General features: G+C 69.7%; 23 protein-coding genes, 1 other RNA gene and 2 pseudogenes. 16 read left to right on the top strand and 10 right to left on the bottom strand.

The genetic code is table 11. The annotated features are described in order from the left end of the window. The first annotated feature begins 21 nt into the window (after nucleotides 1-21). The 7 genes and pseudogenes from pstC to LCY71_RS10555 form a co-directional block, all read left to right on the top strand. A complete protein-coding gene (gene pstC, locus LCY71_RS10585) occupies nucleotides 22-1,089 on the top strand; it encodes a phosphate ABC transporter permease subunit PstC (RefSeq protein WP_225333112.1) in 1,068 nt (355 codons plus the stop codon). Then, the gene (gene pstA / locus LCY71_RS10580; protein WP_225333111.1) at nucleotides 1,086-2,687 is read left to right on the top strand and encodes a phosphate ABC transporter permease PstA; all 1,602 of its coding nucleotides are present in this window, start codon (nucleotides 1,086-1,088) and stop codon (nucleotides 2,685-2,687) included. The genes pstC and pstA overlap by 4 nt, the downstream gene beginning before the upstream one ends. Further along, nucleotides 2,680-3,576, top strand: coding sequence for a phosphate ABC transporter ATP-binding protein PstB (gene pstB, locus LCY71_RS10575; RefSeq protein WP_225333110.1), 897 nt, complete (start codon nucleotides 2,680-2,682; stop codon nucleotides 3,574-3,576). The genes pstA and pstB overlap by 8 nt, the downstream gene beginning before the upstream one ends. Nucleotides 3,577-3,631: 55 nt before the next feature. Next, a complete protein-coding gene (locus tag LCY71_RS10570) occupies nucleotides 3,632-4,678 on the top strand; it encodes a phosphate uptake regulator PhoU (protein ID WP_225333109.1) in 1,047 nt (348 codons plus the stop codon). A gap of 50 nt (nucleotides 4,679-4,728) precedes the next feature. Then, nucleotides 4,729-5,889 (top strand): nicotinate phosphoribosyltransferase, encoded by a 1,161-nt coding sequence (locus LCY71_RS10565; RefSeq protein ID WP_225333108.1) that lies wholly within the window; start codon nucleotides 4,729-4,731, stop codon nucleotides 5,887-5,889. Between the two features lie 123 nt (nucleotides 5,890-6,012). Next, nucleotides 6,013-6,397, top strand: an RNA gene (gene rnpB / locus LCY71_RS10560) — RNase P RNA component. A gap of 149 nt (nucleotides 6,398-6,546) precedes the next feature. After that, nucleotides 6,547-6,828: pseudogene (locus tag LCY71_RS10555) on the top strand (WNWW family protein); the annotation flags it as partial. Nucleotides 6,829-7,210: 382 nt separating this feature from the next. Here the strand turns inward: LCY71_RS10555 and LCY71_RS10550 are convergent. Both LCY71_RS10550 and LCY71_RS10545 read right to left on the bottom strand, forming a co-directional pair. Beyond that, a complete protein-coding gene (locus LCY71_RS10550) occupies nucleotides 7,211-8,056 on the bottom strand; it encodes an aldo/keto reductase (RefSeq protein WP_225333106.1) in 846 nt (281 codons plus the stop codon). A 138-nt stretch (nucleotides 8,057-8,194) separates the two neighbouring features. After that, nucleotides 8,195-9,631 (bottom strand): annotated as a pseudogene (locus tag LCY71_RS10545) (MATE family efflux transporter). A 158-nt stretch (nucleotides 9,632-9,789) separates the two neighbouring features. Between LCY71_RS10545 and LCY71_RS10540 the strand changes: the two are divergent. Together LCY71_RS10540 and LCY71_RS10535 are read left to right on the top strand one after the other, a co-directional pair. Further along, nucleotides 9,790-10,443 carry a hypothetical protein gene (locus LCY71_RS10540; RefSeq protein ID WP_225333105.1) on the top strand — a complete coding sequence of 218 codons (654 nt, stop codon included), beginning with the start codon at nucleotides 9,790-9,792 and terminating at the stop codon, nucleotides 10,441-10,443. Further along, nucleotides 10,440-11,774, top strand: a complete 1,335-nt coding sequence (locus LCY71_RS10535) for a hypothetical protein (RefSeq protein WP_225333104.1) — start codon at nucleotides 10,440-10,442, stop codon at nucleotides 11,772-11,774. The genes LCY71_RS10540 and LCY71_RS10535 overlap by 4 nt, the downstream gene beginning before the upstream one ends. 48 nt (nucleotides 11,775-11,822) lie before the next feature. On the opposite strand, the gene LCY71_RS10530 is transcribed toward LCY71_RS10535, so the two are convergent. Together LCY71_RS10530 and LCY71_RS10525 are read right to left on the bottom strand one after the other, a co-directional pair. Further along, on the bottom strand, nucleotides 11,823-12,611 hold the full coding sequence (locus tag LCY71_RS10530) for an HAD-IIA family hydrolase (protein ID WP_225333103.1): 789 nt from the start codon (nucleotides 12,609-12,611) through the stop codon (nucleotides 11,823-11,825). Nucleotides 12,612-12,664: 53 nt separating this feature from the next. Further along, complete coding sequence (locus tag LCY71_RS10525) at nucleotides 12,665-13,945, bottom strand: MBL fold metallo-hydrolase (RefSeq protein WP_225333102.1); 1,281 nt, start codon at nucleotides 13,943-13,945, stop codon at nucleotides 12,665-12,667. Nucleotides 13,946-14,165: 220 nt separating this feature from the next. Here LCY71_RS10525 and LCY71_RS10520 point away from each other — a divergent pair, with 220 nt between their 5' ends. Together LCY71_RS10520 and LCY71_RS10515 are read left to right on the top strand one after the other, a co-directional pair. Beyond that, nucleotides 14,166-14,480, top strand: coding sequence for a plasmid pRiA4b ORF-3 family protein (locus tag LCY71_RS10520; protein ID WP_263654003.1), 315 nt, complete (start codon nucleotides 14,166-14,168; stop codon nucleotides 14,478-14,480). A gap of 244 nt (nucleotides 14,481-14,724) precedes the next feature. Next, a complete protein-coding gene (locus LCY71_RS10515) occupies nucleotides 14,725-15,201 on the top strand; it encodes an SHOCT domain-containing protein (RefSeq protein ID WP_225333101.1) in 477 nt (158 codons plus the stop codon). 65 nt (nucleotides 15,202-15,266) lie between these two features. Here LCY71_RS10515 and LCY71_RS10510 read toward each other — a convergent pair whose 3' ends face one another. Next, the gene (locus LCY71_RS10510; protein WP_225333100.1) at nucleotides 15,267-15,368 is read right to left on the bottom strand and encodes an SHOCT domain-containing protein; all 102 of its coding nucleotides are present in this window, start codon (nucleotides 15,366-15,368) and stop codon (nucleotides 15,267-15,269) included. 232 nt (nucleotides 15,369-15,600) lie between these two features. Continuing rightward, the gene (locus LCY71_RS10505; RefSeq protein ID WP_225333099.1) at nucleotides 15,601-16,200 is read right to left on the bottom strand and encodes a helix-turn-helix transcriptional regulator; all 600 of its coding nucleotides are present in this window, start codon (nucleotides 16,198-16,200) and stop codon (nucleotides 15,601-15,603) included. A 381-nt stretch (nucleotides 16,201-16,581) separates the two neighbouring features. Here LCY71_RS10505 and LCY71_RS10500 point away from each other — a divergent pair, with 381 nt between their 5' ends. Beyond that, nucleotides 16,582-17,007 (top strand): hypothetical protein, encoded by a 426-nt coding sequence (locus tag LCY71_RS10500; protein WP_225333098.1) that lies wholly within the window; start codon nucleotides 16,582-16,584, stop codon nucleotides 17,005-17,007. Nucleotides 17,008-17,051: 44 nt separating this feature from the next. Beyond that, a complete protein-coding gene (locus tag LCY71_RS10495) occupies nucleotides 17,052-17,357 on the top strand; it encodes a cupin domain-containing protein (protein ID WP_225333097.1) in 306 nt (101 codons plus the stop codon). 45 nt (nucleotides 17,358-17,402) lie between these two features. On the opposite strand, the gene LCY71_RS10490 is transcribed toward LCY71_RS10495, so the two are convergent. Further along, entirely contained in the window at nucleotides 17,403-17,741 is a 339-nt protein-coding gene (locus LCY71_RS10490; protein ID WP_225333096.1) for a DMT family transporter, read from the bottom strand. 108 nt (nucleotides 17,742-17,849) lie between these two features. On the opposite strand from LCY71_RS10490, the gene LCY71_RS10485 reads away from it, so the two are divergent. Further along, complete coding sequence (locus LCY71_RS10485; protein ID WP_225333095.1) at nucleotides 17,850-18,653, top strand: TrmB family transcriptional regulator; 804 nt, start codon at nucleotides 17,850-17,852, stop codon at nucleotides 18,651-18,653. 40 nt (nucleotides 18,654-18,693) lie between these two features. Here LCY71_RS10485 and LCY71_RS10480 read toward each other — a convergent pair whose 3' ends face one another. Together LCY71_RS10480 and LCY71_RS10475 are read right to left on the bottom strand one after the other, a co-directional pair. After that, nucleotides 18,694-19,455, bottom strand: coding sequence for an FAD-dependent oxidoreductase (locus LCY71_RS10480; RefSeq protein WP_225333094.1), 762 nt, complete (start codon nucleotides 19,453-19,455; stop codon nucleotides 18,694-18,696). Nucleotides 19,456-19,575: 120 nt separating this feature from the next. Beyond that, on the bottom strand, nucleotides 19,576-20,433 hold the full coding sequence (locus LCY71_RS10475; protein WP_225333093.1) for an ABC transporter ATP-binding protein: 858 nt from the start codon (nucleotides 20,431-20,433) through the stop codon (nucleotides 19,576-19,578). Between the two features lie 288 nt (nucleotides 20,434-20,721). Between LCY71_RS10475 and LCY71_RS10470 the strand changes: the two genes are divergently transcribed. Both LCY71_RS10470 and LCY71_RS10465 read left to right on the top strand, forming a co-directional pair. Further along, nucleotides 20,722-21,924: an ABC transporter substrate-binding protein gene (locus LCY71_RS10470; RefSeq protein WP_225333092.1), complete on the top strand. Its 1,203-nt coding sequence runs from the start codon at nucleotides 20,722-20,724 to the stop codon at nucleotides 21,922-21,924. Nucleotides 21,925-21,944: 20 nt separating this feature from the next. Continuing rightward, nucleotides 21,945-23,081 (top strand): FecCD family ABC transporter permease, encoded by a 1,137-nt coding sequence (locus tag LCY71_RS10465; protein WP_225333091.1) that lies wholly within the window; start codon nucleotides 21,945-21,947, stop codon nucleotides 23,079-23,081. A gap of 461 nt (nucleotides 23,082-23,542) precedes the next feature. On the opposite strand, the gene dpsA is transcribed toward LCY71_RS10465, so the two are convergent. Next, nucleotides 23,543-23,980, bottom strand: a complete 438-nt coding sequence (dpsA, locus tag LCY71_RS10460; protein ID WP_225333090.1) for a DNA starvation/stationary phase protection protein DpsA — start codon at nucleotides 23,978-23,980, stop codon at nucleotides 23,543-23,545. Nucleotides 23,981-24,111 lie beyond the last annotated feature (131 nt).

Genomic DNA, 24,111 nt, shown 5'->3' with positions numbered 1-24,111 from the left:
CTACAGCGAGTCAAGCGAGGGATGGCTGCAGCCACTGACCGGGCGCTGAGCTACCACTCCCGGGCGGAGGACGGCGCCGCCGCGGTACACGCCTCGATGGCCCTCTCGGTGCTGGCCACTGTCCTCCTGTTCATGGCCGGCTCCCGGTGGACCGTGGTCCCGTTTCTCGCGTTCGTCGCGACCGTGGCCGTCGGCTGGATCCGCCGACAGGCCGCGACCGCGAGGGCCCTGACGTTCCTGGCGACGGTGGCGACGGTCGCGGTCCTCGGCCTGATCGTCGCGTTCCTGCTGGCGCGGTCTGTGCCCGCCGTCCGGGCGATGGGGCTGGACCTGGTGACGCGGACCGAGGCGCCGCTGTGGGGCGGCGAGGGCGGCCGGATCTGGTCGCTGGCACCGATGATCGTCGGGACCGCCGTCACCACGGTCATCGCGACGCTGATCGCCGCGCCCCTGGGCGTGGCCGGCGCGGTCTTCGTCAGCGAGATGGCGCCCGGTCGCGTCCGCGAGGTGGTCAAGCCCGGGATCGAACTGCTGGCCGGCATCCCGTCGATCACGTACGGGTTCGTCGGCCTGACCGTCCTCAACCAGTACTTCTACGAGGAGTTCCGGACGCCGACGATCGGCAACCACTTCGCCGCCGGTCTGATGATCGGCGTGATGGCGCTCCCCACGGTCGTCACCGTGGCGGAGGACGCCCTCTCGGCGGTGCCCGACTCGATGAAGCGGGGATCGCTCGCCGTCGGGACCACCGAGTGGCAGACGACGCGGAGCGTCACCGTCCCGGCGGCGCTGTCGGGGGTCTCCGCGGGCGTCCTACTGGGCGTCGGCCGCGCGATGGGCGAGACCATGGCCGCGACGGTGATGCTGTCCCACACGAAGGGGTTCCCGACACCCGTCTTCGACGCCTTCTCGAACTTCGGCGAGACGCTGACGACGGTCATCGCCTTCGAGGGGGGCAACGCGAGCGGGCTGCACATGAGCGCCCTGTTCGCGGCCGGCGTCGTCCTGTTCGTCACGGTGATGGCGCTGAGCGTCGCCTCGCAGTGGATCGAGTGGCGGATGCGGCGGACCCTGGGAGGTGACCGATGAGCGACGTCGAGGCACCCGCGCTGGTGCGCGAGCGAGGTACCGCCGGCGAGTCGCTCGCGACGGCGCTGCTGGCGGTCGCCGCGCTCGGCTTCCTGGCCGGGTGGGCGGCATTGTTCCAGTGGCTCGACGAGGGCAGCGCTCCCCTCGGCGTCGGCCTCTTCGACTGGCTCGGCGGCGCGCTCGCCGTCCTCGGAGTCGGGCTCGTCGCAGTGGGTCTCGCCGCGCGGTTGGGCTACGTCGACGCGACGCCGTCCCCGTCGGCGGGCGTCCCGGTCGCCGTCGTCTACGGCCTTCTGTGGTCGGCCGGCGGGGGCTCCGTCGGGGTGGCCCTGTTCGGGGCCGCCCCGATCTGGCTCCCGCTCGCGCTGGCGGCGGGCGCCGCCGGATCCGGCGTCGCTCTGTTCGCGCGGGAGGACCTGGGTGCGACGGCACCGGCGGCCGCCGTGCTGGTCCCGGCGGGCGTCGCGGTCGCCGCCGGCCCGATCGGACCGGGCTGGACGTGGGAACCGGCCTGGTCCTCGGCCGTCTTCCCCGGGAGCGAACTGGCGCCGATCCTGGTCGTCGCCGGGTCGGTGCTGGGCGCCTGGGTCGCCGCGAAGGCCCGCGACGGCTTCGGTGCACGGGGCCGCGAGACGGGCGCGCGGGTGCTCGTCGGGACCGTCGTGTTCGGCACGCTCGGCGTGCTGGCGCTGCTGATCGGCTTCATCGTCGTCAACGGGCTGGGCGCGGTGCTGACCGGGGCCAGCCTGAACGGCGGCCGACTGACGGTGCCGGTGATCGGCGTCGCGCTGCCGTGGATCGAGGTCCCGTTCCTGACGAACGTCACCGGCGGGCTGTTCGTCGATGTGCCCGGCGTCCTCCCGGCGGTCGTCGGGACCCTGTGGCTGGTGGCGGGCGCCGTCGCCTTCGCCGTCCCGCTGGGCGTCGGCGCGGCCGTCTTCCTCACCGAGTACGCCGAGCGGGGCCGGTTCACGCAGGTCGTCGAGGTGGCCACAAACGGTCTCTGGAGCACGCCGAGCATCGTGTTCGGCCTGTTCGGGCTGGCCTTCCTCGTGCCGCGGATCAGCGGCGGCAACTCCATCCTCGTCGGCCAGCTCGTCCTCGGGTTCATGCTGCTCCCGCTCGTGCTGATCACGAGCCGGGAGTCGCTCAAGTCGGTGCCCGACGAGTACCGCGACGCCAGCGCCGCGCTCGGCGTGAGCAAGTGGCAGACGATCCGCAGCGCCGTGCTGCCCGCGGCGATGCCGGGCACCATCACCGGGACCATCCTCGGGGTCGGCCGCATCGCCGGCGAGACGGCGCCGCTCTTGCTCGTGTTCGGAGGTGCGCCCTACCCCAACTCGACGCCGGACGTACTGGGATCGTTCGAGCTGACCGCCCAGCCGCCGTTCGTCACCAACGAGGCGCTGCTATCGCCGGCCAGCGCGCTGCCCTACCAGCTGTACTCGACGATCACCGCCGGCGTGTTCCCCAAGGAGGTCTTCACGAACCAGGAGTTCGGCTGGGGGACGGCGCTCGTCCTGCTGCTCGTCGTGATCGGACTGTACGCCATCGGAGTGGCGAGTCGACTGTACTTCCGGAGGAAACTTCATGAGTAACGCTGCGATCGACGCGACGCAGAACAGCCAGCGAACGACCGACGGGGAGAGCGAGGAGACGGTTCGGCAGGAGTGGCGCGAGTACGACTTCGACGGCGACGCGAAGCTCGCCGTCGAGGACCTGGACGTCCACTACGGCGACGAGCAGGCCCTGCAGGGGGTCTCGCTGGAGATCCCCGAGGAGAGCGTGACGGCGCTGATCGGCCCGTCGGGTTGTGGCAAGTCGACGTTCTTGCGCTCTCTCAACCGGATGAACGACCGCATCGGGAGCGCCCGCGTGGAGGGGTCGGTCGCGCTCGACGGGCGGGAGCTCTACCAGGACGGCGTCGACCTGGTCGAACTGCGCAAGCGCGTGGGGATGGTGTTCCAGGCGCCCAACCCCTTCCCCAAGTCGATCCGGGACAACGTCGCCTACGGCCCGCGCAAGCACGGCGAGATCGACACCGGCCTGCTCGCTCGACTGCTCGGCCGCGACGACTGCGGGGCGGAGGACGAACTCGTGGAGGACGCCCTGAGGCGGGCCGCGCTGTGGGACGAGGTGAGCGACCGGCTGGACGACAACGCGCTGGGCCTGTCGGGCGGCCAGCAACAGCGGCTCTGCATCGCCCGCGCGCTGGCGACCGACCCCGACGTGCTCCTGATGGACGAGCCTGCCTCGGCGCTGGACCCCATCGCCACCGCGAAGGTCGAGGACCTCATCGAGGAACTGTCCGAGGACTACACCGTCGTCGTCGTCACCCACAACATGCAACAGGCCGCGCGCATCTCCGACCAGACCGCCGTGTTCCTCACCGGCGGCAACCTCGTCGAGTACGGCGACACCGACCAGATCTTCGAGAACCCCGAGAGCCAGCGCGTCGACGACTACATCACCGGCAAGTTCGGGTGATCGACGTGGGGGACCGAACGCTGGACACGACGGACGTCGTCGGACGGGGTCACTGATGGAGACGCGCAAGGTCCAGGAGGTCGGCGGCGGCACCTACACGGTCTCGCTCCCCAAGGAGTGGGCCGAGAGCGAGGGAGTCGCGGCCGGCAGCGTCGTCGACCTCCACGCGCACATCGGCGGGCTGCTCGTGATCCAGGCGCGCGACCGGGACCAGGGATCCGCCGACCCGGTCCGCGTCCCGGTCCGCGGCGAGGACCCCGACTGGGTCGAGCAGGCGCTGCGCGCGGCCTACGCCGCGGGCACCGACGCCGTGGCGTTCGAGTCGCCGGAGGGAGTGGCCGACGACCAGCGGCGGCGGATCGAACGCGTCGCCCGGGACCTGGCGGGCGCCACGGTCGCCGAGGCGTCGGGGGCCCGGATCGTCGTCCGGACGCCGCTGGACGCCTCTGAAGTATCGGTCCGCCAGTCGGTCCGCCAGCTGTCGTTCGTCGCGCTGTCGATGCACCGCGACGCGACGGCGGCGCTGATCGGCGAGGGGACGCCAGAGCCGGCCCACCGCGACCGCCAGGCCGACCGGCTCTGCGGGCTGGTCGAGCGCCACGTCGAGCGGGCGCTCGGACGGCTCGACGAGGTCGACGCCCTCGGCCTGACCCGGCCGGAGCTGTTCGCCCTGTGGGGCACCGCCCGGGAACTGGAGCGGGTCGCCGACCACGCCGAGCGGATCCGGGCGACCGCCGCGGAGATCGGCGAGCCAGCGGGCCCGACGCTGCGCGAGGACCTCGCCGACCTCGCCGAGGCGGCCCGGCGGATCGTCGACGACGCGACGACCGCCGCCGCCGGCGACCACGACGTCGACGCCGCCAGCGAGGCCCTGTCGCGGCGCGACGACGTCCGCGAGCGCGCCCGGGAGCTGGACCGCCGGCTGCTGGCTTCGGAGGCCGACGGCCGGTACCTCCGGGTCCTCGACCGCCTCCGCCGGACGGCCGAGCACGGCGGCAACGTCGCCGAGCGCGCGCTGCGGACCGCGGTCCGACGGGGCGACCTGGCCGAGGCGAGCGGGGTCGACGCGGCCGCCGACTCGCCGGCCGACGCCGGCGGGTGAGCGGCCGTACACGAGTAGCTTTTTTCCCGGCGCCCGCAAACCCGGCCGTAATGACCGAGGAGTTCGACGTCGTCGGCCCGGAGGCCATCAGGGCGGGGCGCGCGACTGACGCCTACTTCGACCGGACGGTCGAGACGCTGGAGCACGCGGGGAAGAACCCCCGCGTCGTGGCGGAAGTGACCGCCGACCAGTTCCCCACCGGCGAGTTCGAGGTCCTGGCCGGCGTCAAGGACGCGGCGACCCTCCTGGCCGGACACGACCTCGACGTCGACGCGGTCCGGGAGGGTCGGCTGTTCGACGGCGGCCCGGTGATGCGCATCGAGGGCGACTACCTCGATTTCTGCCGGCTGGAGACCGCGCTGCTGGGCTTCCTCTCGCATCCCACGGGCGTCGCCACGGCCGCGCTGGAGGCCCGGCTGGCCGCGCCCGACTCGACCGTGATGAGCTTCGGCTCCCGACACGTCCACCCCTCAATCGGCGCCATGATCGAGCGGTCGGCCCTGATCGGCGGCCTCGACGGCGTCTCGAACGTCGCCGCCGGCGAGATGATCGGCAGGGAGGCCAGCGGTACCATGCCCCACGCGCTCATGCTGTGCTTCGGACGCGGCAACCAGGAGGACGCGTGGCGGGCCTTCGACGAGGCCGTGGACGAGAGCGTCCCCCGCGTCGCCCTCGCGGACACCTACTCCGACGAGGCCGACGAGGCGCTGCGGGCGGCCGAGGCGGTCGACGACCTCGACAGCGTCCGGATCGACACCACCTCCTCGCGGCGCGGGGACTTCCGGCACATCATCCGGGAGGTCCGCTGGACGCTCGACGCCGCTGGCCACGAGGACGTCGGCGTCTTCGCCAGCGGCGGCCTCGGGCGCGAGGAACTGCGGCACCTGCGGGACGTCGCGGACGGCTTCGGCGTGGGCAGCCACGTTAGCAACGCCGACCCCGTCGACTTCGCGCTGGACATCGTCGAGATCGACGGCGAGGCCGTCTCCAAGCGGGGCAAACTCCCCGGCCGGAAGGAAGTCTACCGGACGCCGGACGGTGGCCACCACGTCGCTCTCACCGACGGCGAGGCGCCCGAGGAGGGCGAGGCGCTGCTCGAGCCCCTGCTTCGCGACGGCGAGGTCGTCCGCGAGTTCGATATCGACGAGGCCGCCGATCGCGCCCGCGAGGACGCCGAACTCGTCGGGTTCAGACAGGGAGACGACGAGTAGCGAGGGTCCGACCGACGGGGGAGACCTCGGGGGAGCGAGCAGACGCTCGGTCGCGTGCCCCGCGGTATCGCCACGCACGGCCGGTGCGAAGCCTTAATCCTGACCGGTCTGCTAGGGGAGAGTGGCAGAGGGAGTCCGGCCCCCGTGCCGCGAGGCATGAGGAAAGTCCCCCCACCGGCCGGACAGGTGACCGGGCGCAAGCCCGGGGCGGGAGACCGTCGGCTCTGGAACAGAAACGAGACCCCTCCGTCCGACCGATGAGGCGCGCGAACCCGGACCGACGCGGCGTCAGCCGATAAGGAACGGGGAGTTAACCCGCCGAGGGTCGCGGGACGACGTAGTCGTCCCGGAACGTGCGAGCGGCCTCGGCCGTGAGCCAGACGACGGAGAAGGGATGGAACGGCGAATCCTCACCGGTGCAAGTCCGCGCCATCAGGTAGTCCGGCCGCGGGCGCGGACGCTGAGCCGAATGCCGGATCGAACAGAAGGGGGCTTACTCCCCTCAGCCGCCGCGTCTTCGCGGTGACGCGGGCGATTTTCGCGGTCGTATTACTTTGCAGCCCTGCGTATGTACGGACGCGCGTTCGTGCCGACGGTCGTTCCCGGGCGAGCGCGCCAGCCGCCCCACACGTTAATACCGTCCATCCCCGAGACCCGAGCGTGGACAGAGAGGCACTCGAAGCGGCGCTCGCTGACCGGTACGGGGCGGACGAGGGCGCGGTCCGCGTCGTCGCGCGGCAGGCCCGCGACCTGGCCGACTCCGGCATGATCGCCTCGGACTTCGGCTACCCGCTGGGCGTCGAACAGGTGCTCACGAACCTGGACGACGCGCCCGACGAGTACGCGCTCGTCGAGCGGTGGAACTGGTGGATCGGATCGCTGGACGTCTCCCACGGCGGCTACGAGCGGTTCCGCGTCCGACCCGACGTCGTCGAGTGATCGCCGAAAAAACGCGACTGCGACCGACTGCCCAGCAGCGCCAGTTGCCTCAGAATACCGAGAGTCCGTGCTCCTCTCGCGCGTGCTCGAGGAGTGCGTCCGTGGTGTCGAACTTCTCACCACAGCTGCACGTGTGATACGTCGTCGAGGGCTGCTGGCGTGTCGCCATACACGTATCCCTTGAATCTACAACATAATGAATGTTTATGTGATACGTTGTGCCGTACCACGGCAACGCCCGCCGGCGGGGCGACGGCGTCCGTCGGCGGGTACAAGGTGTCTGCCGGCGGGAACGACAGTACCCGTCAGTGGGAACGACGGAGCCCGGTGACGGGAGCGGATCGCGAGGCGTCGACTCCCAGCACCCGTCACGCGCCCGGGTTCACTCGGACAGCCGCGCCATCTCGTCGTCAGTCAATTCCAGTTGCGAGGCGGCGACGTTCTCCTCCAAGTGCTCGACGCTTCCGGTGCCCGGGATCGGCAGGATGACGTCGGAGTGCTGGAGCAGCCACGCCAGCGCGACCTGGTAGGACGTAGCGTCGTGGGCCTCGGCGATCTCCTCGACCGTGTCCGCCCGCTCGTCGAGGTCGCCGCCGCCCATCGGGAACCACGGGATGAAGCCGATGCCCTTCTCCTCGCAGGCCTCGAGGACGCGCTCGTCCTCGCGGTTGGCGACGTTGTACTCGTTCTGGACGGTCGCGACGTCTACGATGTCCTCGGCGAGTTCCAGCTGCTCGACGGTGACGTTCGAGAGGCCGACGTGCTCGACGAGGCCCTCGTCCTTCATCTCGGCGAACGTCGAGACGGCCTCCTCGAAGTCGGTGTCCGGGTCGGGCCGGTGGTACTGGTAGAGATCGATGGTGTCCGTCCGCAGCCGGTCGAGGCTGCAGAGGACGGCGTTACGGAGGTAGTCGGGGTCGCCGTGGGTCGGCCAGTCGCCGTCGGTGTTGCGCAGGAGGCCGGCCTTGCTCGCCACGACGAGGTCGTCGCGGTCGGCATCCAGCGTCTCGCCGATCAACCGCTCGGAGACGCCCGGACCGTAGGAGTCGGCCGTGTCGATCAGGTCGACGCCGATCTCGTCGGCCCGCCGGAGGACGTCGCGCGCCACGTCCTCGTCGTCGGGCGGCCCGATGATGTCCTCGCCAGTGAGCCGCATCGCGCCGAAACCGAGCCGGTGGACCGTGAGTTCGCCGCCGATGTCGAAGGTGTCGCTCTCGTTGGCTACCATCACCGAAGGCTCTCCCGGAAGCACCTTCATACTGGCGTCGGCGGTGACCGAACGTCGATTACGGACTGCCGTCGTTCAGTACCGGTACGACTGCCCGGCGTCAGGCAGTCGACCAGAATGCGGCGACGGCAGTCCGTATCACGTCGCCGCGGCGTCGGGCCGGTAGTCGCGACTGACGACCATCCAGGTGCCGCTGCGGTACCGGTAGTAGGCGACGAGGGCGGGCACGGCCATCTCGACGACGACAGCGGCGTAGATCGCGGTCGCCCCCAGCGGCGTGACGATTCCGAGGAAGGCCACGGGGAGCGCGGCCAGGTACCGGCCGGTGAGCTGCGCGTAGAAGGGCCAGCGGGTGTCGCCGCTCGCCCGGAGCGGGCCCGTTGCGCCGCCGTAGATCCCGTTGAAGACGACGCTGACGGCGGCGACCCAGACGAACACCGTCACCGTCGGGAGGATCGCCGGATCGTCGACGAACACGCGGCCGATGGGCTCGGCGAAGGCGAACACGCCGGCGGCGATGGCGACGTACGTGACGACGCAGAACCGCAGCACGTCGCGCGCCCAGGCGTCGGCCTCGGCCTCGTCGTCGGTCCCCAGTGCCTGCCCGACGAGGCTGGAGGAGGCCAGGCTGAACCCCCAGTTGGGCGTGTCCATCAGCATCCGGACGCGCATCGCGACGACGTAGGCGGCGACGAAGTCCGACCCGAACGTGCTGATGATGGCCAGCCTGGGGTACTTGGCGCCGTTGTTTGCGAGGTTGGTGCCGACGAGCGGTAGCGCCACGTCCAGCAGGTCACGCGCCAGCGAGCGGTCGATCCAGGGTCGTCCGGGCGACACGCGGACGGGGAACTCGCCGATGCCCGGCAGGCCGCCGCGGGCGAGGCCGACGCCGAAGGCGGCCACGACGAGCAGGTTCGCCAGCACGGTGCCAACCGCCGCGCCGACGACGCCCATGTCCAGCCCGAAGATGAACGCGGCGTTGAGGGCGACGTTCGCGACGGCGCCGCCGGCCCGGATGATCATCGGCGTCCAGGCGTCGTCGACTCCGACGAGGGTCCGGCTGCCGATCAGGCTCAGCGCCGCGAGGGGGACGCCGAGCCCGACGACCCGGAGGTAGTCCGTGCCGTATCCGATCGCCGCCTCGCCGGACCCGATCAGGTCGACGAGCACGCCGGGGACGAACCAGAAGACGGCGGTCAGCGGCGCGGAGATGACCACGGCGAGCAGGGCGCTGGCCCGGACCGTCGCGGCGAGTTCCTCGTGCGCGCCGGCGCCGAAGCGCTAGGACACCATGCCGATGGTGCCGCCGGCGACGCCGCCGCCCAGCGCGAACGCCAGGCCCCAGTACGGGGCGGCGTACCCCAGGCCGGCGATGGCGCTCGACCCCAGCGCCGCGCCGACCATGGCCACGTCGACGGTGGACTTGGACATCCGCGCCAGCCCGGTGACGATCCGGGGCCAGGCCAGGTCCGTCGCGCGGACGACCCGCTCGTGGTCGATGAGCCCGACCCGGGCCAGGGCCGTGCCGACGGCGAGCAGGAGCCCGCGGACGGGATTGATTCGGTCGAACGACACTGGTGACGGCCTTTTTCGTCCAGCATCAAAACCCGTTCGATGGGCGACAGCGGCGCTCGCGCTCGCGTTTCGCTCGTCGCCTTCGAGGGAAAACGAACGGGGCGTCGCCCGCTGACGCTCCACAAGAGGTATGCCGGGGTGTTCGGAACACCCCGCACATGAATTGGTCCCGCAGACGTGCCCTCTCCGCCCTCGCCGGGGGCCTCGCGGCGAGCGTCGCAGGCTGTTCCGGGTCCGACGACGGCCCGCCCAGCCCCGACCACCGCGACCGACAGCGCACCGTCGAGGACTACGAGCTGGAGCAGGTCAGGAACGCCGACGCCGCGGTGCTGTTCACCGAGGCCGACGAACTCCCCACGCCGGTCGAGATCGACGACCGCCGGTCGGGCCGCCCGCCGGGCACGTACGGCTCCACCTACGTCGTCTCGGCGGACGACCTGGCCGACCTCACGTTCGGCGACGTCCCCGAGGCCGACCAGTTGCGCGAGTTCGTCGCCGCGACCGACTTCGAGTCGGCGTCGGTGTACCTGTTCTCGACGCCGGTCACCGCGTGCCACGAGATCCGGGTGCAGTCGGTCGCACTGGACCCTGACGGCGACCCGGACGGCGACTTCTGCCGGGCGACCCTGCCCGCCGACGTCGAGTGCGGCACGGACGACTTCGACACCGTCGGCCTCGCGATCCGGCTCCCGGTCGCTCAGGAGTCGGTCTCGGGGCACAGTACCGGGACGAGTAGTTCGTGCCGCCGGCCGCCGGGACGCGTCGGCTTCGAGGCGACGGTGACGCCCGCCGGAGGAGGTGACGGCTCGTGACGAGCCGGCGTCGCCTGCTGGTGGGCTGCGCTGCCGGGCTGGCCGGGCTGGCGGGCTGTTCCGGCGTCTCCGACCTGCCGGGCATGGGCGAGGACTCGCCCGAGCGCGTCGACGTGCGCGCGGTCGCCGGGGACCTCTCTCCGGTCGCCCTCCCCGAGAGCGCGTTCCCGGCGGCGGTCCCGCAGTCGCTGGCCGAGGCCCACCGCGAGCGCGCCCGCGAACTCCTCTCGGACGTCCCCCGGGCGCCGGCGATTCCCAACGAGGCCGTCCGGTCGGGGCTGGTCGACGAGCGCGAACGCGCCGCCAGCGATCTGGAGTCCGAGGAGGGCGTCCACGAGTGGCCGATCCGGGCGCTCGACGACTGGCGACGTCGCCGCGGGGAGGCGGCGGCCATCCGCGGCGCCTACCGCGCTGCCACCGGCGAGGACGACGACGGGGACCTGACTGAGCGCCGGCGGTCGGTCCGCGCGTCCCTTGGCGAGTTCGCGTCCGACTGGGAGTACCAGGCACCGGACCCGGTCGCGGCCGTGCTCGCGCACGTGCCCGTCGAGTCGGTCGTCGAGGACTGCCGCAGGCGGCTCCAGCCCCGCAGGCCCTACCCGGACGAGCCGGTGGCCGCGCCGTTCCGGGCCGGAGACGCCGTCGGCGACGTCGAGCGGGCCGACGCGGCCGTGGCCGACGCGACGGGGCTCCGCGAGGCCGCGCTCGGGGAGTGGGCCGACCCGCCCTCGCAGTGGGGCGCCGTGGTGTCCGGTGCCGAGGCCCTTCGCCACTCGCTGGCCGAGACGTCCGACGAGCGGGTCGACTGGTGGCTCGACGCCGACGAGAGCGAGTTCGACCGCGACATGGAGGGAGCGCCGGCCCGGTGGCTGTTCTCGGAGGCGGGAGCCCGCGTACACCGCTGGCAGGACGACGCCCGGCAGGCCCGGGAGCGCGGCGCTCACGCCACCGCCATCGTGGACGGGGCGCAGGCGCTGGTCGCGACCGATGTCTTCGAGACCGTCGTCGACGCGGTGCAGGACGGTGCCTACGGTGGCGAAGTCGACGCTGACCGCCTCCGGGCTGCCGACGAGCGCGCCCGCGAAGCCATCCAGGCCGCGCTGGAGGAACGGTCCGGGCAGGAGGACGGCCGGTCGGCGCTGACCGTCGCGCTCCTCCGGCCGGCGCTGTTCACCCAGCGGTCGCTCGTGGAGCGCCTCGCGGAGGGGTACGGCAGCGCCGAGCGCGCCGTCGCCGAGTTCGCCTGGGCCGAACTGTACGCGCAGACGGTGCCCGACGCGGCGTCCTTCGTCGCCGAGCGCCTGCGCGAGGACGCCGACGGGTGGCCGTGAAAGCAGGCGACGCCGTCGTCCAGTGGCGACCGGTCGACGCTGCGACGCCTACGACTCGCGGGGATCCGCCTCGAACAGGTCCGTGAGGTCGTCGACGGTCGCGACCGGTTCGATCCCGTCGGCCTCGACGGACCGCTCGTCCCCCACGAGCACCGCGTCGACGCCGGCCCGCGTCGCCCCGACCACGTCCGAGCGGGGGTTGTCGCCGATCATCACCGCCGCCTCGGGGAGTCCTGCGAGGGCCATCTCGAACAGGTGGGGCTCCGGCTTCCCGACGACGGTCGCCTCCGTCTCGGTCGCGGCCTCGATCGCGGCGACGATGGCGCCCGTCCCGGGCGAGACGCCGCCCTCGGTCGGGTACCAGCCGTCGGCGTTGGCCGTGATCAGGTCCGCACCCCCGTGGTAGATCAGGCGGGTCGCCCGCTCGAGGTCGTCGTAGGTGACCGCCTCGTCGTGACCGACGACCACGGCGTCCACCTCGGTCTCGCGGACGTCGACGTCGTCCCCGCGGACCGCGATGCCCGCCGATTCGAGCATGCCGACGAGCCCCGGACCGCCGACGACGTAGGCCGACTCGACGCCCCGCTCGCTGGCGTACTCGGCGGTCGCCCAGCCGGCGCTGACGACGTCCTCGGGATCGGCGTCGATGCCGAACCCCCCGAGGTGGTCCGCGAGCGCCTCCCTGTCCGACCGGGAGTTGTTCGTCACGAAGCGGACGCGCTTGCCCCGGTCACGCAGTTCCCGCACGGACGCGGCGGCGCCGGGAACGGGGTCGTCGCCGAGGTGGACGACCCCGTCCAGGTCGACGAGAAACGACTCGTAGCGGTCAGCGAGCATGTCTCCGTTCAGGGGTGCGACCGCAAAGAGGGGTTCGGCATCGTCCGGAACTGTCAGACGACGACCTCGTCGCCCGGTTCGGGCGCCGACGCCTCGTAGCCCTCGTCGGCGAGCTCACCGGCGAAGGCCGCACAGCGGTCGCCGTGGTTGACCAGGACCCGGCTGTCCCCGTACTCCGAGAGCAGGTCGAGCAGGCCGTCGCGGTCGGCGTGCGCGGAGAAGTCGTACCACTCGACCCCCGCGCTGACGGGCATCACGCGGCCGTCTATCTCGGCGCGGCCGGTGTCGAGCAGACGGCGCCCGGGCGTGCCCTCCACCTGGTAGCCCGTGAGCGCGATCTTGTTGGTCGGGTTCGCGCGGACCGCCGGGATGTACGTCATCGCCGGGCCGCCGGAGAGCATCCCGCTCGTCGTTATAACCGCCGTGTTCTGTTCGGCGATGCGCCTGCGCTGGCCGTCGCGGCCGGTGACGAACCGTGCGTGGGATTTCGCTCGTCGAAACGCATCTGCGTCGCGAACGAACTCGGGATACTGCTGGAGCATCTCTGTTACCTGCTTCCCCATCCCATCGACGTAACAGGGAATGTCGTATTCCTCACAGATGAGCATCATCTCCTGCGTCCGGCCGATGGCGAACGCGGTGATCACGACGGTGCCGCCCTCCCAGAGCGTCCGCTCGACGCTTTCGACGAACTGCTCCTCTACCGCGGAACGGTCGTCGTGTTCGACGTCCGAGTACGTACTCTCGCAGATCACCGCGTCTGCATCGGGGCGAGCGGTAGTCTTGGACACCAGCTGTTGGTCTGCTGTATGGAAGTCTCCGGTGTAGAATAGTCGCGTTTCCCCGTCGTCGACGAGGACGTGCGCCGAGCCGGGGATGTGGCCCGCGTCGAAAAACGTCACCTCGTGGCCCGCGGCCTCGAACGTCTCGCGATAGCCGTGTGTCTTCGAGACCTGCGTCACGCGCTGGACGTCCGTTTCGGTGAAGGGACACCGCATGGTGCCGCCGAAGCGTCTTCGACGCTTCGAGCCTCCCCTCGCTCCGCTCGCGGAGACGCCGTGTAACTTCAGCGTGTCCCGCGCGAGCGTCAGCGTCAGTTCGTACGTCGGGGGCGTCCAGTGAATTGACGGGCGGGCGTCGCCGCTGAGCAACGACGGGACCGCACCGACGTGGTCGAGGTGGCCGTGACTCACCACGACCGCGTCGGGATCGGCGTCACCCGGGAACTGCGGCGGGTTTCCCGATTTCATTCCGTAGTCGAGCAGGAGGCGATCGTTGACCAGGATCGCGCTCCGGCCGACTTCTCCCGCACCGCCCAGAAACCGAATATCCATTTGCGACTGATAGTCGCTCGTACCGTTTGACAACGTCGAATCGTGCTGCCTCGGTCGGGAGCCGAACGCTCACTATCGTCGGTGGAGAAGGAACGAAACGGGGATGACAGCCGACCGCTTCCGCGTCAAGTTCGATCCGGATCCGACGCCGCTGTGGTGAGACGTCGTCGTCGGCTCGAACCGCACGCTCGAGGAGTTCCAGACGACGATCAACGCCGCGGTGGGGCTCGACCGGGGACACCTCTGGTTCGTCGGCATCGGGGAAGACTACTGGAACAGCGACGGCAAGTACCAGTGCCCCCAGGAGTTCGACGGTTCACAGAGCGGGTCGATACTGGGAGCCGGGAGAGATACGTGCGATGCCGGTGAGACGACGGTCAGCGATGCCGTCGAGCAGCTGGGTCTCGACGGGCGCGACCGGATCTGCTATCTGTACGACGACGGGGACGAGTGGCGCTTCTGCGCGATTCTCAAGGAGATCGGCGACGAGGAACCGGGCGTGAGAAGCCCCGAAGTAGTCGATACGAGAGGGTGAGGAAGTCAAGCAGTACGGCTCCGGTGGGTGACATCACTCCCGGATAGATCAGTGGCCACTGAGGTCGGCTGTGGGGAACGGCGCTGAAGCGGACGATTTCGGTCACATTCTACCCAACAGTATTGTCTCCAAATTGCATTTCTGAAGGTAGCCACAAGTCGGATTAGTCTCTTATGAGAGTTCGAAAAGGCGTTTCGATTCCACTGTCCAAGGGTTTTTGATCGAGAGTTGCCAATAGTAGTGTGTGAACCTATCAATATTGGAGCTGCCGATGGGACGGGCCTGGATCGCCGGCCTGGTGGCCGTCGGCGTCGGTCTCGTCGCTGCAGGATCGATGATCCACTGGAGCTGGCTCCTCCCGGCGTCGCTCGTCGGTGTCGGTGCGGCGTGGCTCCTGTCCGAACGGGACGCAGACGGCCGTTCCGGGGGCATCGAGGCCGGTTCGACGGACGAGGACGCTGCGCTGGAAACGCTCAAGCGCCAGTACGCGGTCGGAGAGATCGACGAGGCGGAGTTCGAGCGGCGGCTGGAGACCCTGCTGGGTACCGGTTCGGTCGCCGACGTTGAGGATCGAATCGGCGTCGAAGCCGGGCCGGCGGACGAAACCGTCGATTCCGACGCGACGAACGTGGCCCGACAGTCGCCGGAGCCGACTGGGCACGCTCCACCTGATCGGCACGGGTGCCGTCGGCGCGGAATGGGTCGTCGCGGCCGACACTGATCACCGGAGCCCACAGCGGAGAGCGACCCATCCGTCGCCTGGTCGGGAGTCCACGTCCGGTCCGGTCAGCCGTTGCGTTCGAGCTGTCTGCGCCGCCGTTCGAATTCGTCGTCGGAAAGCTCTCCGCGGGCGTAGCGCTCGCGGAGGACCTGAGTCCGTGTCTGCAAGTCGCGTCATCGAAGCAGGAAGCCTCGGGGTCGCCGGAAGACTTCGTCTTCCGGGATGACGAGAGACCATAGGTCTCTCGAACCACTTGACCCCGAGGCGATTCACCGCCGAGGGCGCGAACTCGCCCAGGAGATCGTTCGAGAACGCGCATAGAGCGTTCTGATCGTTCGTGAGAACTGAGATCGTTCGTGCCCGCCGAATTCGGACGGCTGCGAGAGACGGGGTGGTTCGCTACTGCTCTGCTGTCCGGCGCTGGAGGTCGTCGCTCGGATAGATCCGGTAGGTCCGCCCCTGTCGCTCCCGGTACAACAGCCCGCGCTCTTCGAGACCGCTCACGGTCTGGCTCACTTTGCTCTTCGAGAACCCGGATCGGTCCCGCAGTTCGATCTGCGTGATCCCGGGGGAGGTACAGACCGGTTCGAGGACGCGGCGTTCGTCGTCCGGGAGCAGATCGAGCACGCGGTCCCGCGGTTGCGCCTCGGGATCGATCGACTCGTCCGGTCGCGACGCCCCCTCCGGCGACTCGGTCGCACCGGCGGGTTCCGTACTGGCCCCGTCAGGCATCGACTGGGCGCTCCCGTCCGCAGCCGAAACCTCGTCGCGAACGAGCAGATACCCCCCGGCGACGACGGCCACGACGAGAAGCGTCCCGAAGGCAAACCAGAGGGGGTTCGGCCCGTGCATCGTTCCCATCGATCCGCCCATCATAGAGCCTCCGGCCTGGTCCAGAGCGCGCTGGCGCTGATAGGCCTGCCAGCTGAGCGCTCCGCCGCCCAGTAGCACGGCCGTGACGATGATCGCGACGACTGCGTCGATGCGACGGCGAGTCACGGGAACCACCCCGGTCGTCCGTGCCGTCTGCTCATACTGTGCTTTCGGACGGAGAGGGTGAACCAATTGCGGTTCGCTCCAGGCGACCCCGGCCAGACTGCCGTAGAAATCGAACGCGCTGACACACTCGCGGGGAACCCGGGGCCCCGATGTGTGAACAGTTTCAACTTCTACTATAGCATCGGTAGCGGGGCCGGATAGGATCTCGTAGCGGCCCCGGATCGTACGGGCGTCGATACGTGCCGGAGCGGACGGAGCGCGTCTCACGGCCCGCGCGGTTCGGATCCGTCGCTTTCCGGTCGCCACCCACTCGCGTTCGTGTTTCTGCTGGGGACAGTCGCGAGCGGAACGGTTTCGAGCTTCCGGGACCTACGGTAACACATGTCTCGAAGCGTCGACCTGCCCGAGCTGTCGGACGCGGAACGCGAGGCCCTCCACCGGCTCCGGCTGGGCGTCGAGCACGCCAACCGGGGCTACGGGTACCTGCTGGCCTGTCACCACAGCGTCGGCCACGCGGTGGATCACTTCGAGCGGGCCCGCGAACTCCTCGCGGAGTCGGGCCACGAGGCCCACGCCGCGGTCCTGCGCGACGAGGTCATCCCGCAGGGGTTCGTCGACGACATGTGGACCTACGAGGTGGTCGACGACGTCCGCCAGGGGTTCCTCGCAGACGTGTCCGAGGCGGAGCGGGCGGTCCGCGACGACCTGGCTGACGGACAGGTCCACGTTAGCGAGCGGCGTCTGCAGCAGCGGTGGCGTCGACGGGCCAAGCGGTGTCGGGAACCGGAGACGGAAGCAGAGGACTGATCGGAACGGCCAAGCGATTTGTCCCGGGCGACGTAACGGCCGGTATGGAGCGCGCCAGCCTCGACGACGCGGACCGGTGGTTCGACGTCCTCCTGACGAGCGACGACGCGCAGGCGGCCGCGATGACGCTCTCGGCGGGGCAGTCCACAGGGGGACCGGACAACCGCCACCGCGAGAGCGACCAGTGGCTGTTCGTCGCCTCGGGAACCGGGACGGCGACCGTCGACGGCGAGGCGGTCGACCTCGCGTCCGGCGACCTCCTCCGGATCGAGGCCGGCGAGGCCCACGAGATCGTCGCCGGCGACGAGCCCCTAGAGACGCTGAACCTCTACGTGCCGCCGGAGTACTGAGGGGGTCCGGCGTGCGTCGCCGGTCACCAGTCGACGGATCGCCCGTCAGTGCGCCGGCGCGTACGTCTCCGAGAAGAGGTTCAGCACGGCGACGCCGGCGACGATCAGGGCAATACCGACCAGTCCGGCCGCGTCGACGGACTCGTCGAACGCCACCACGCCGATCGCCGCGGCGCCGACGATGCCCGCGGCCGCCCAGGTGGCGTACACGAGTCCGACCGGGAGCTCCTGGAGGGTCGCGCTCAGCAGGTAGAACGCGGTCAGGTAGGTCACGACCACCACGACGCTCGGCAGCGGGTTCGAGAAGCCGTCGGCGTACTTCAGCGCGGTGGTGCCCGTCAGTTCCGACGCGATCGCCAGCGCCAGCAGCAGGTACGGTCGCATGGGGGACGGCTGCCGCGGGCGCGGCAAAACCGGTTCCAAACGCGCCCCACCTTGGGATCAGTTTCTCGACGAGAGCGCTTTTGTCCGTGCCGGACGCTGCACCGACCGATGAGCGATCTGACGGATCTGGGGCTCTCGAGCTACGAGGCGCGCGCCTACCGGACGCTGCTGTCGCTCGGTCCGGCGACGGCGCGCGAGGTGGCCGAGGCCGGCGACGTCCCGATGGGCCGGATCTACGACGTCCTGAACGGGCTGTCGGGCCGGGACCTCGTCACCGTTCGCGACGGCGATCCCACCCGCTACGTCGCGGCCGACCCCGACGCCGCGACCAACCGACTGCTGACGGAGCGCCGCAGGGAACTGCGGGACAGGCTGGACCGCTACGAGGACGTCGCCGCCTCCGTCGGCGAGGAACTGGCGCCGCTGGTGCCGACGGAGAGCCAGTACTGGTCGATGGACCTCGGCGACGAGGCGGCCGCGCGGGCCATGGGCGAGCAGTTGGAACGGGCGGCGGAGTCGATCCTGTCCGTCGTCGCCGCGCCCTACGACGCGGCGGCCGCGGCCGACTACGAGGCCGAGGTCGACGCCTACCTGGAGCGCGTCGGCGCGAATCTCGAGGTGAAGCTACTGACGACGCCGGCCCTCGTCGAGCGGGGGCCGACCGATCGGCTGGCGGCGGCCCTGGAGAGCACCGCGGACTTCGCGGTCCGCACGGCGGCCCCGATCCACCTGACCTATGAGGTGCTCGACGACCGCGAGGTGTACGTCGACGTGCCCGCGCCGTTCAGCGCCGGCGAGCGCGTCGGCGGCGTGGTCGTCCGGGACGGAGACGCCGCCGCCGAGTTCGAGGCCCGCTTCCGCGAGGCGTGGGCGGACGCGACGCCGGTCGAGCCGGCCGCGCTCGCCGAATAGCGGCGGCCGACGCGGGCGACCGCGCCGACCGACGGCGGCGCTACTCCTCCAGACTGGGGTGGGTCTCCTGCTCGTCCGGGTGGGGCTCGCCGAACCGCTCGCGCATCGTCTCCAGCGAGTCCGCCTCGCGGCGCTGGCGCTCCTCGGCGTCGATCTCCTCGCAGCCCGGCGGGAGGTCGCGCCCGCGGTCGGTGAAGTAGCCGTCCGGGGCGACCCAGTCGTGGTAGAACGGTTCGTCGGTGTCTTCCAGCAGCGTCACCGCGACCTCCGCTCCGTGACCGGCGGCGACGGCGGCCTGATGGGGCTTCTCGGCCATACGCCCGGCCGCGTAGAGGCCGTCGACGCCCGTTCGGCCCCGCTCGTCGACGTCGACGAAGGTCTTCCCGCGGTCGATCAGGCCGACGCCGTCGACGTCGTCGAGGTAGCCCGTCTCGTTCTTCGTCGCGGCGATGACGTAGTCGGCCGCGTAGCGGTCGCCGCCCTCCGTCTCGACCGCGAAGCCGTCGTCTCCCGTCTCGACGGTCGTCACCGCGGCCTCGCAGCGCTCGCAGCCGGCGGTCTCGGCCTGCTCGGCGAGCAGGTCGAGCAACTGGCGGGCGTTGACACCGGCGGGGAAGCCGGGGAAGTTCTCCAGGTGGGCGTTGCGCCGGAGGATGGAACCGCTGGCGTCGATCACCAGCGTCGTCAGGTCGGCGCGCGCGGTGAACGCGCCCGCGGTCAGCCCCGCGACGCCGCCGCCGACGACGACGACGTCGTACTCGTTCGCCTCGTCGGTCGCCTCAGCGTCACACGTGTCTACCATCGTACGGAGGGGCGCGCGCCGCAGGTAAATCCCCGTCGAGTCGGACGGGGCGCGGTCGCGAGGGGACGAACGCCGCCAGCCCCGAGAGGAAGCCCGGTTCCGCGACCGAACGACGGACCGTCAGTCCAGGGCGCGTTTCGGCGTGATGCGGATTTCGGGGTCGTAGGACACGGCGGCCTCGACGGAGAAGACGTCCGCGAGGAGCCGCTCGGTCAAGACGTCCGTCGGTGGGCCCCAGTCGTACACGTCGCCGTCCTTGAGCGCAATCACGTAGTCGGCGAAGCGGGCGGCCTGCGAGATGTCGTGGAGGACCACGCCGACGGTGACGTCGCGCTGTTCGTTGAGCGTCTGGATCACGTCCATGACGCGGAGCTGATGGCGGAGATCGAGGAACGTGGTCGGCTCGTCGAGCAGGAGCACGTCGGTGTCCTGTGCGAGGACCATCGCGATCCAGACCAGTTGCTTCTGCCCGCCGCTGAGGTTGCCGACCGCGGTCTCTCGGAGGTGATCGATGCCGGCGAGACCGATTGCCCGGTCCACGGCCGCGTGGTCGGCCTCCGTTCGCCCCTCGAAGACGCCGCGGTGGGGATACCGGCCGTGATAGATGAGCTCTTCCACGGTGATGCTCCCGGGGGACTCGTTCTCCTGGGAGAGCAGGCCGAGCTTCCGGGCGAGCTCCTTGCTACCGTACGACTGCACGTCGCTACCGTCCAGAACAACGGCGCCCGAGTCGGGAGCGAGTTGCCCGGACAGCGTCCGCAGCAGCGTGCTCTTGCCGCTGCCGTTCGGCCCGACGAGCGCGGTGATCTCCCCCTCGGGCAGGTCGACCCGGCCGACATCCACAACCGGTTCGTCAGTGGTCGGATACCCGACTTCGATGGCGTCGGCGTGGAGAGCGCTCCGCACCTCCTCGGACGGCACCTCTCTGGCGGCCGGTTGCGGTTCTGCCGTCGACGCGTCTGCGGTGTGTTCTACCATGATCTTCGCTCGGGTAACTCTCGGCGTTATTTTAGGTATACCTAACATTAAGTCGTTTCCCTTTCGACGACGGGACGTGAGCCGAGTCACGCTCTCGGCGTATCGAAGGAAACCAATCGCAGTCTCGGTCGGTGGCAGGTGGTCGCACCCTCTCGGCTCCGGACCTCGTCTTCTCAGTCGAGATCTCGACGGGTTCCGCTCTCTCAACCCCGCCTTTTCTACATCAAGAATCGTTTTGGCTCTCCTAAAACCGGTGTCTTTAACAAAGTTTAGGCGGGCCTAATCGGCATGGACCCGAGCCGAAGACGTGTACTGACCGCTGGTGCAGGTATCGCAAGTTCCCTTCTCGCCGGTTGTGCCGAGTTGTCCGGCGACGGTACCGGCGGCGGTGAAGGCGATTCGACGCCGCAGGACACCGACGAGGGGACGCCGACCGACACTGAAACCGAGACGGCGACGGAGACCGACACGTCCGATTCGGTGTCCATGGCGCCGGTCGGGGAGGTCACCTTCGAGTCGGTCCCCGAGAAGTGGATCGCCTACGACGGCGCCTACGCCGACATGGCGGTCGCGCTCGGCCAGTCCGACGGCATCACCGGCATCGGCTACGCCGACCGCTACTACACGTACGTCTACGACGAGATCGACGGCGTCAGCGTCGATCGGTCGGTGCTGACCGAGAACGAGCTGCTCGGAGACACCATCCCCAAGGAGCCGTTCTACCAGCTGGACAACGACGTCCACCTCATGGACCCGAACATGTTGATCAACTGGTTCGGCTGGTCGCAGTCCGACGTCGACGAGATCACCGAGAACGTCGCGCCGTTCTTCGGCAACCTCATCTTCCGCCGCGAGGACAAGTGGCACGACTACCGCTACTACACCCTCTACCAGGCCTTCGAGAAGGTCGCGCAGGTCTTCCAGGAGGAAGAGCGCTACGCCGCGTTCAAGGAGTACCACGACGAGTTCATCGCGGAGGTTCAGAGCCAGCTCCCGCCCGCGGACTCGCGACCGAACGTGCTGCTGGTGTACGCCGCTGCAGATCAGCCGGACCAGTTCTCGCCCTATCGCCTCAACGATCAGGGCACGAGCAAGAAGCAGTGGCACGACTTGGGGGTCAGCGACGCGCTCGCCGGGACCGGCATCGAGGGACTGAGCACGTCCGATCGGGGGAAGATCGACTACGAGACGATGCTCGACATCGACCCCGACGTCATCATGGTCCGCGGACACGAGCGCAAGTCCCCCGAGGAGTTCCGGGACACCGTGCTCGCGTACATGCAGGACCACGAGGTCGCCGGCGAGCTGACGGCCGTCCAGAACGGCCGGGTCTATCGCGGCGGGTTCCTCCACCAGGGTCCGATCCAGAACTTCTTCCTCACCGAGCGGGCCGCCCAGCAGCTCTTCCCGGACACCTTCGGAGAAGTGTCTGGCGACGAGCAACTGTTCGACCGACAGCGGATCGCTGACATCGTGGCCGGCGATGTCTGACCGCGCCCACTCCTAATTGAATGAGTAGCGACTCCTATTCCGAGCCCAAAGCCGACGACGCGGACTCCAGCGACCGGTTCGTCATCAGCGGCTGGCGTGCTCTCCTCGATCGACAGCTCGCGTCGGTCGTCGTCGGTAGCCTCGTCATCTTCGCTGTCAGTGCGTTCGTCCAGATCCGATACGGCTCCTACGAGCTGTCGATCGGTGAGGCGTTCGCCGCCGTGTTCGATCCGGCTGTCATCGGCGATCCGAACGTCCTCGCTGGCCTGCTCCTCGGCGGCGAGTTTCCGGACGTCGAGACGGCGACGCTCATCGTCTGGAACATCCGCATTCCGCGGATCATCGTGGGCGTGTTCGTGGGCGCGAACCTCGCGGTGTCGGGCGCCATCTTCCAGGCGGTCACCCGGAACGAACTCGCCAGCCCGTACGTGCTCGGCGTGAGCGCCGGCGCCGGCCTCGCCGTGCTGGTCGTACTCATTCTGGTGCCGGCCCTGTCGAACTACTTGCCGTTCGTCGCCGCGCTGGGCGGTGCGACGGCGTTCCTGCTCGTGTACGCGATCGCCTGGCAGGGCGGCACCAGCCCGGTCCGGCTCATTCTCGCCGGCGTCATCGTAGCGATGATCGGCAATTCCCTGCAGACCGGCCTGTTCTTTTTCGCCGGCAACACCGGCGTCGTTCAGACGGCGCTCTCGTGGCTGACCGGCTCGCTCACCGGGAAGGACTGGGCGCAGGTGCGACTGGCGCTTCCGTGGACGGCGATAGCGGTGACGCTGGCGCTGGCGGGATCGCGGCAGCTCAACGTGCTCCTGCTCGGTGAACAAACGGCCAGTTCGCTCGGTATGAACGTCGAACGTACCCGCTTCGGACTGTCGGTGGTCGCGATCGCCGCTGCGTCGATCGCGGTCGCCGTCGCCGGTCTCGTCGCGTTCGTCGGTCTCGTCGTCCCGCACCTGGTGCGAAACCTCGTCGGCAGCGATTACCGGCGGCTCATGGTCGGGTGTGTGTTCGCCGGACCGGCCCTTGTGACTGCGGCGGACGTCGGTGCCCGGCTCGCGCTGTCACCCCTCCAGCTACCGGTCGGGATCGTTACCGGCCTACTCGGCGGTCCGTACTTCCTCTACCTCATGCGTCGCAACCGCAACGTCGGTGACTTCTGACCGCCCGACATTTACAGGCGTTAATTCCGGGGGCGAACAGACCGGAGTACAGCGGGAGACGTGCGGGGTGTCGGTCGCTGACAGATACAGCGTCGCCATCGAGGTGGCGACTGCCGTCCCGACGACGGACTGATTCGGGGCGAGGCGCAGGGTGTGAAACCTGTCCCGGGAAGTGGGTGTTCCTCGAGGACGGAAACACGGAGGGCTGGACCGCGACGGACTACACCGTCGACCCGCGGCCCTGAGCCGCAGTCGGTGATCGCCGACGGTTGCGTCGCCCGCCGGAGAAATCAGCCTGGTACTCACTCGCCGGAGAAATCGACCCGGTCGTCGCCCGCCGGTTGGAACGGACGCTTCTGGACGACGGTCCCGATCGCATAGCCAACAGGGAACCGCCCTCACCGAGCAGCCGTCCGGTCAGGTCGCTCCGTCGGTCTAAGAAACTGCAGCACGGAAGCGATCTACTTCAGTGCGGACTCGAGGACGAGGGTGTCGTCCTCGAGGTAGTGGTCGATGACGTCGCCGTAGATTTCCAGGTCGTTCTCGAAGGACGTCCGGATGTCGTAGACGTCCTCGTCCTCGGGCTCGACAGTCGCGGCGTCTGACAGCGCCGGCATGCTGGCGTGGGGGACGCCGCCCAGGGCCTGGGCGCGCTCGGCGACCTCGTCGGCGGCCGCCTCGACGTCCTCGTAGGCCTCCTGCAGGAACTCGTGGATCGGGAGGTGCTCGGCGCCCTCGACGTTCCAGTGGTGCTTGTAGAGCTGGTGGTAGAGGACGTACGCGTCGGCCAGGCCGGTGTTCAGGGCCTCGGCGATCTGCTCGGCCTTATCCTGATCCAGTCGGACGGGGTTCTCTTCGACGGTCCCGGCTTCCCGGCGGACGGTCTCTTGGGTACTCATTGCAGTTCGAGGGGGGGGGGGGAACCCGATTATCTTATATCACTACAATATTTAAATAACTCCTCTGGCAACCTAAAACTCTACTTCCGACAATCGTAATTCGAGTTCCCGAACTGGTGCCTCTGTTAGGA

Source organism: Halomicrobium urmianum (assembly GCF_020217425.1).
GTDB lineage: Archaea > Halobacteriota > Halobacteria > Halobacteriales > Haloarculaceae > Halomicrobium > Halomicrobium urmianum.
This window is presented reverse-complemented; position numbering and strand designations above follow the sequence as displayed.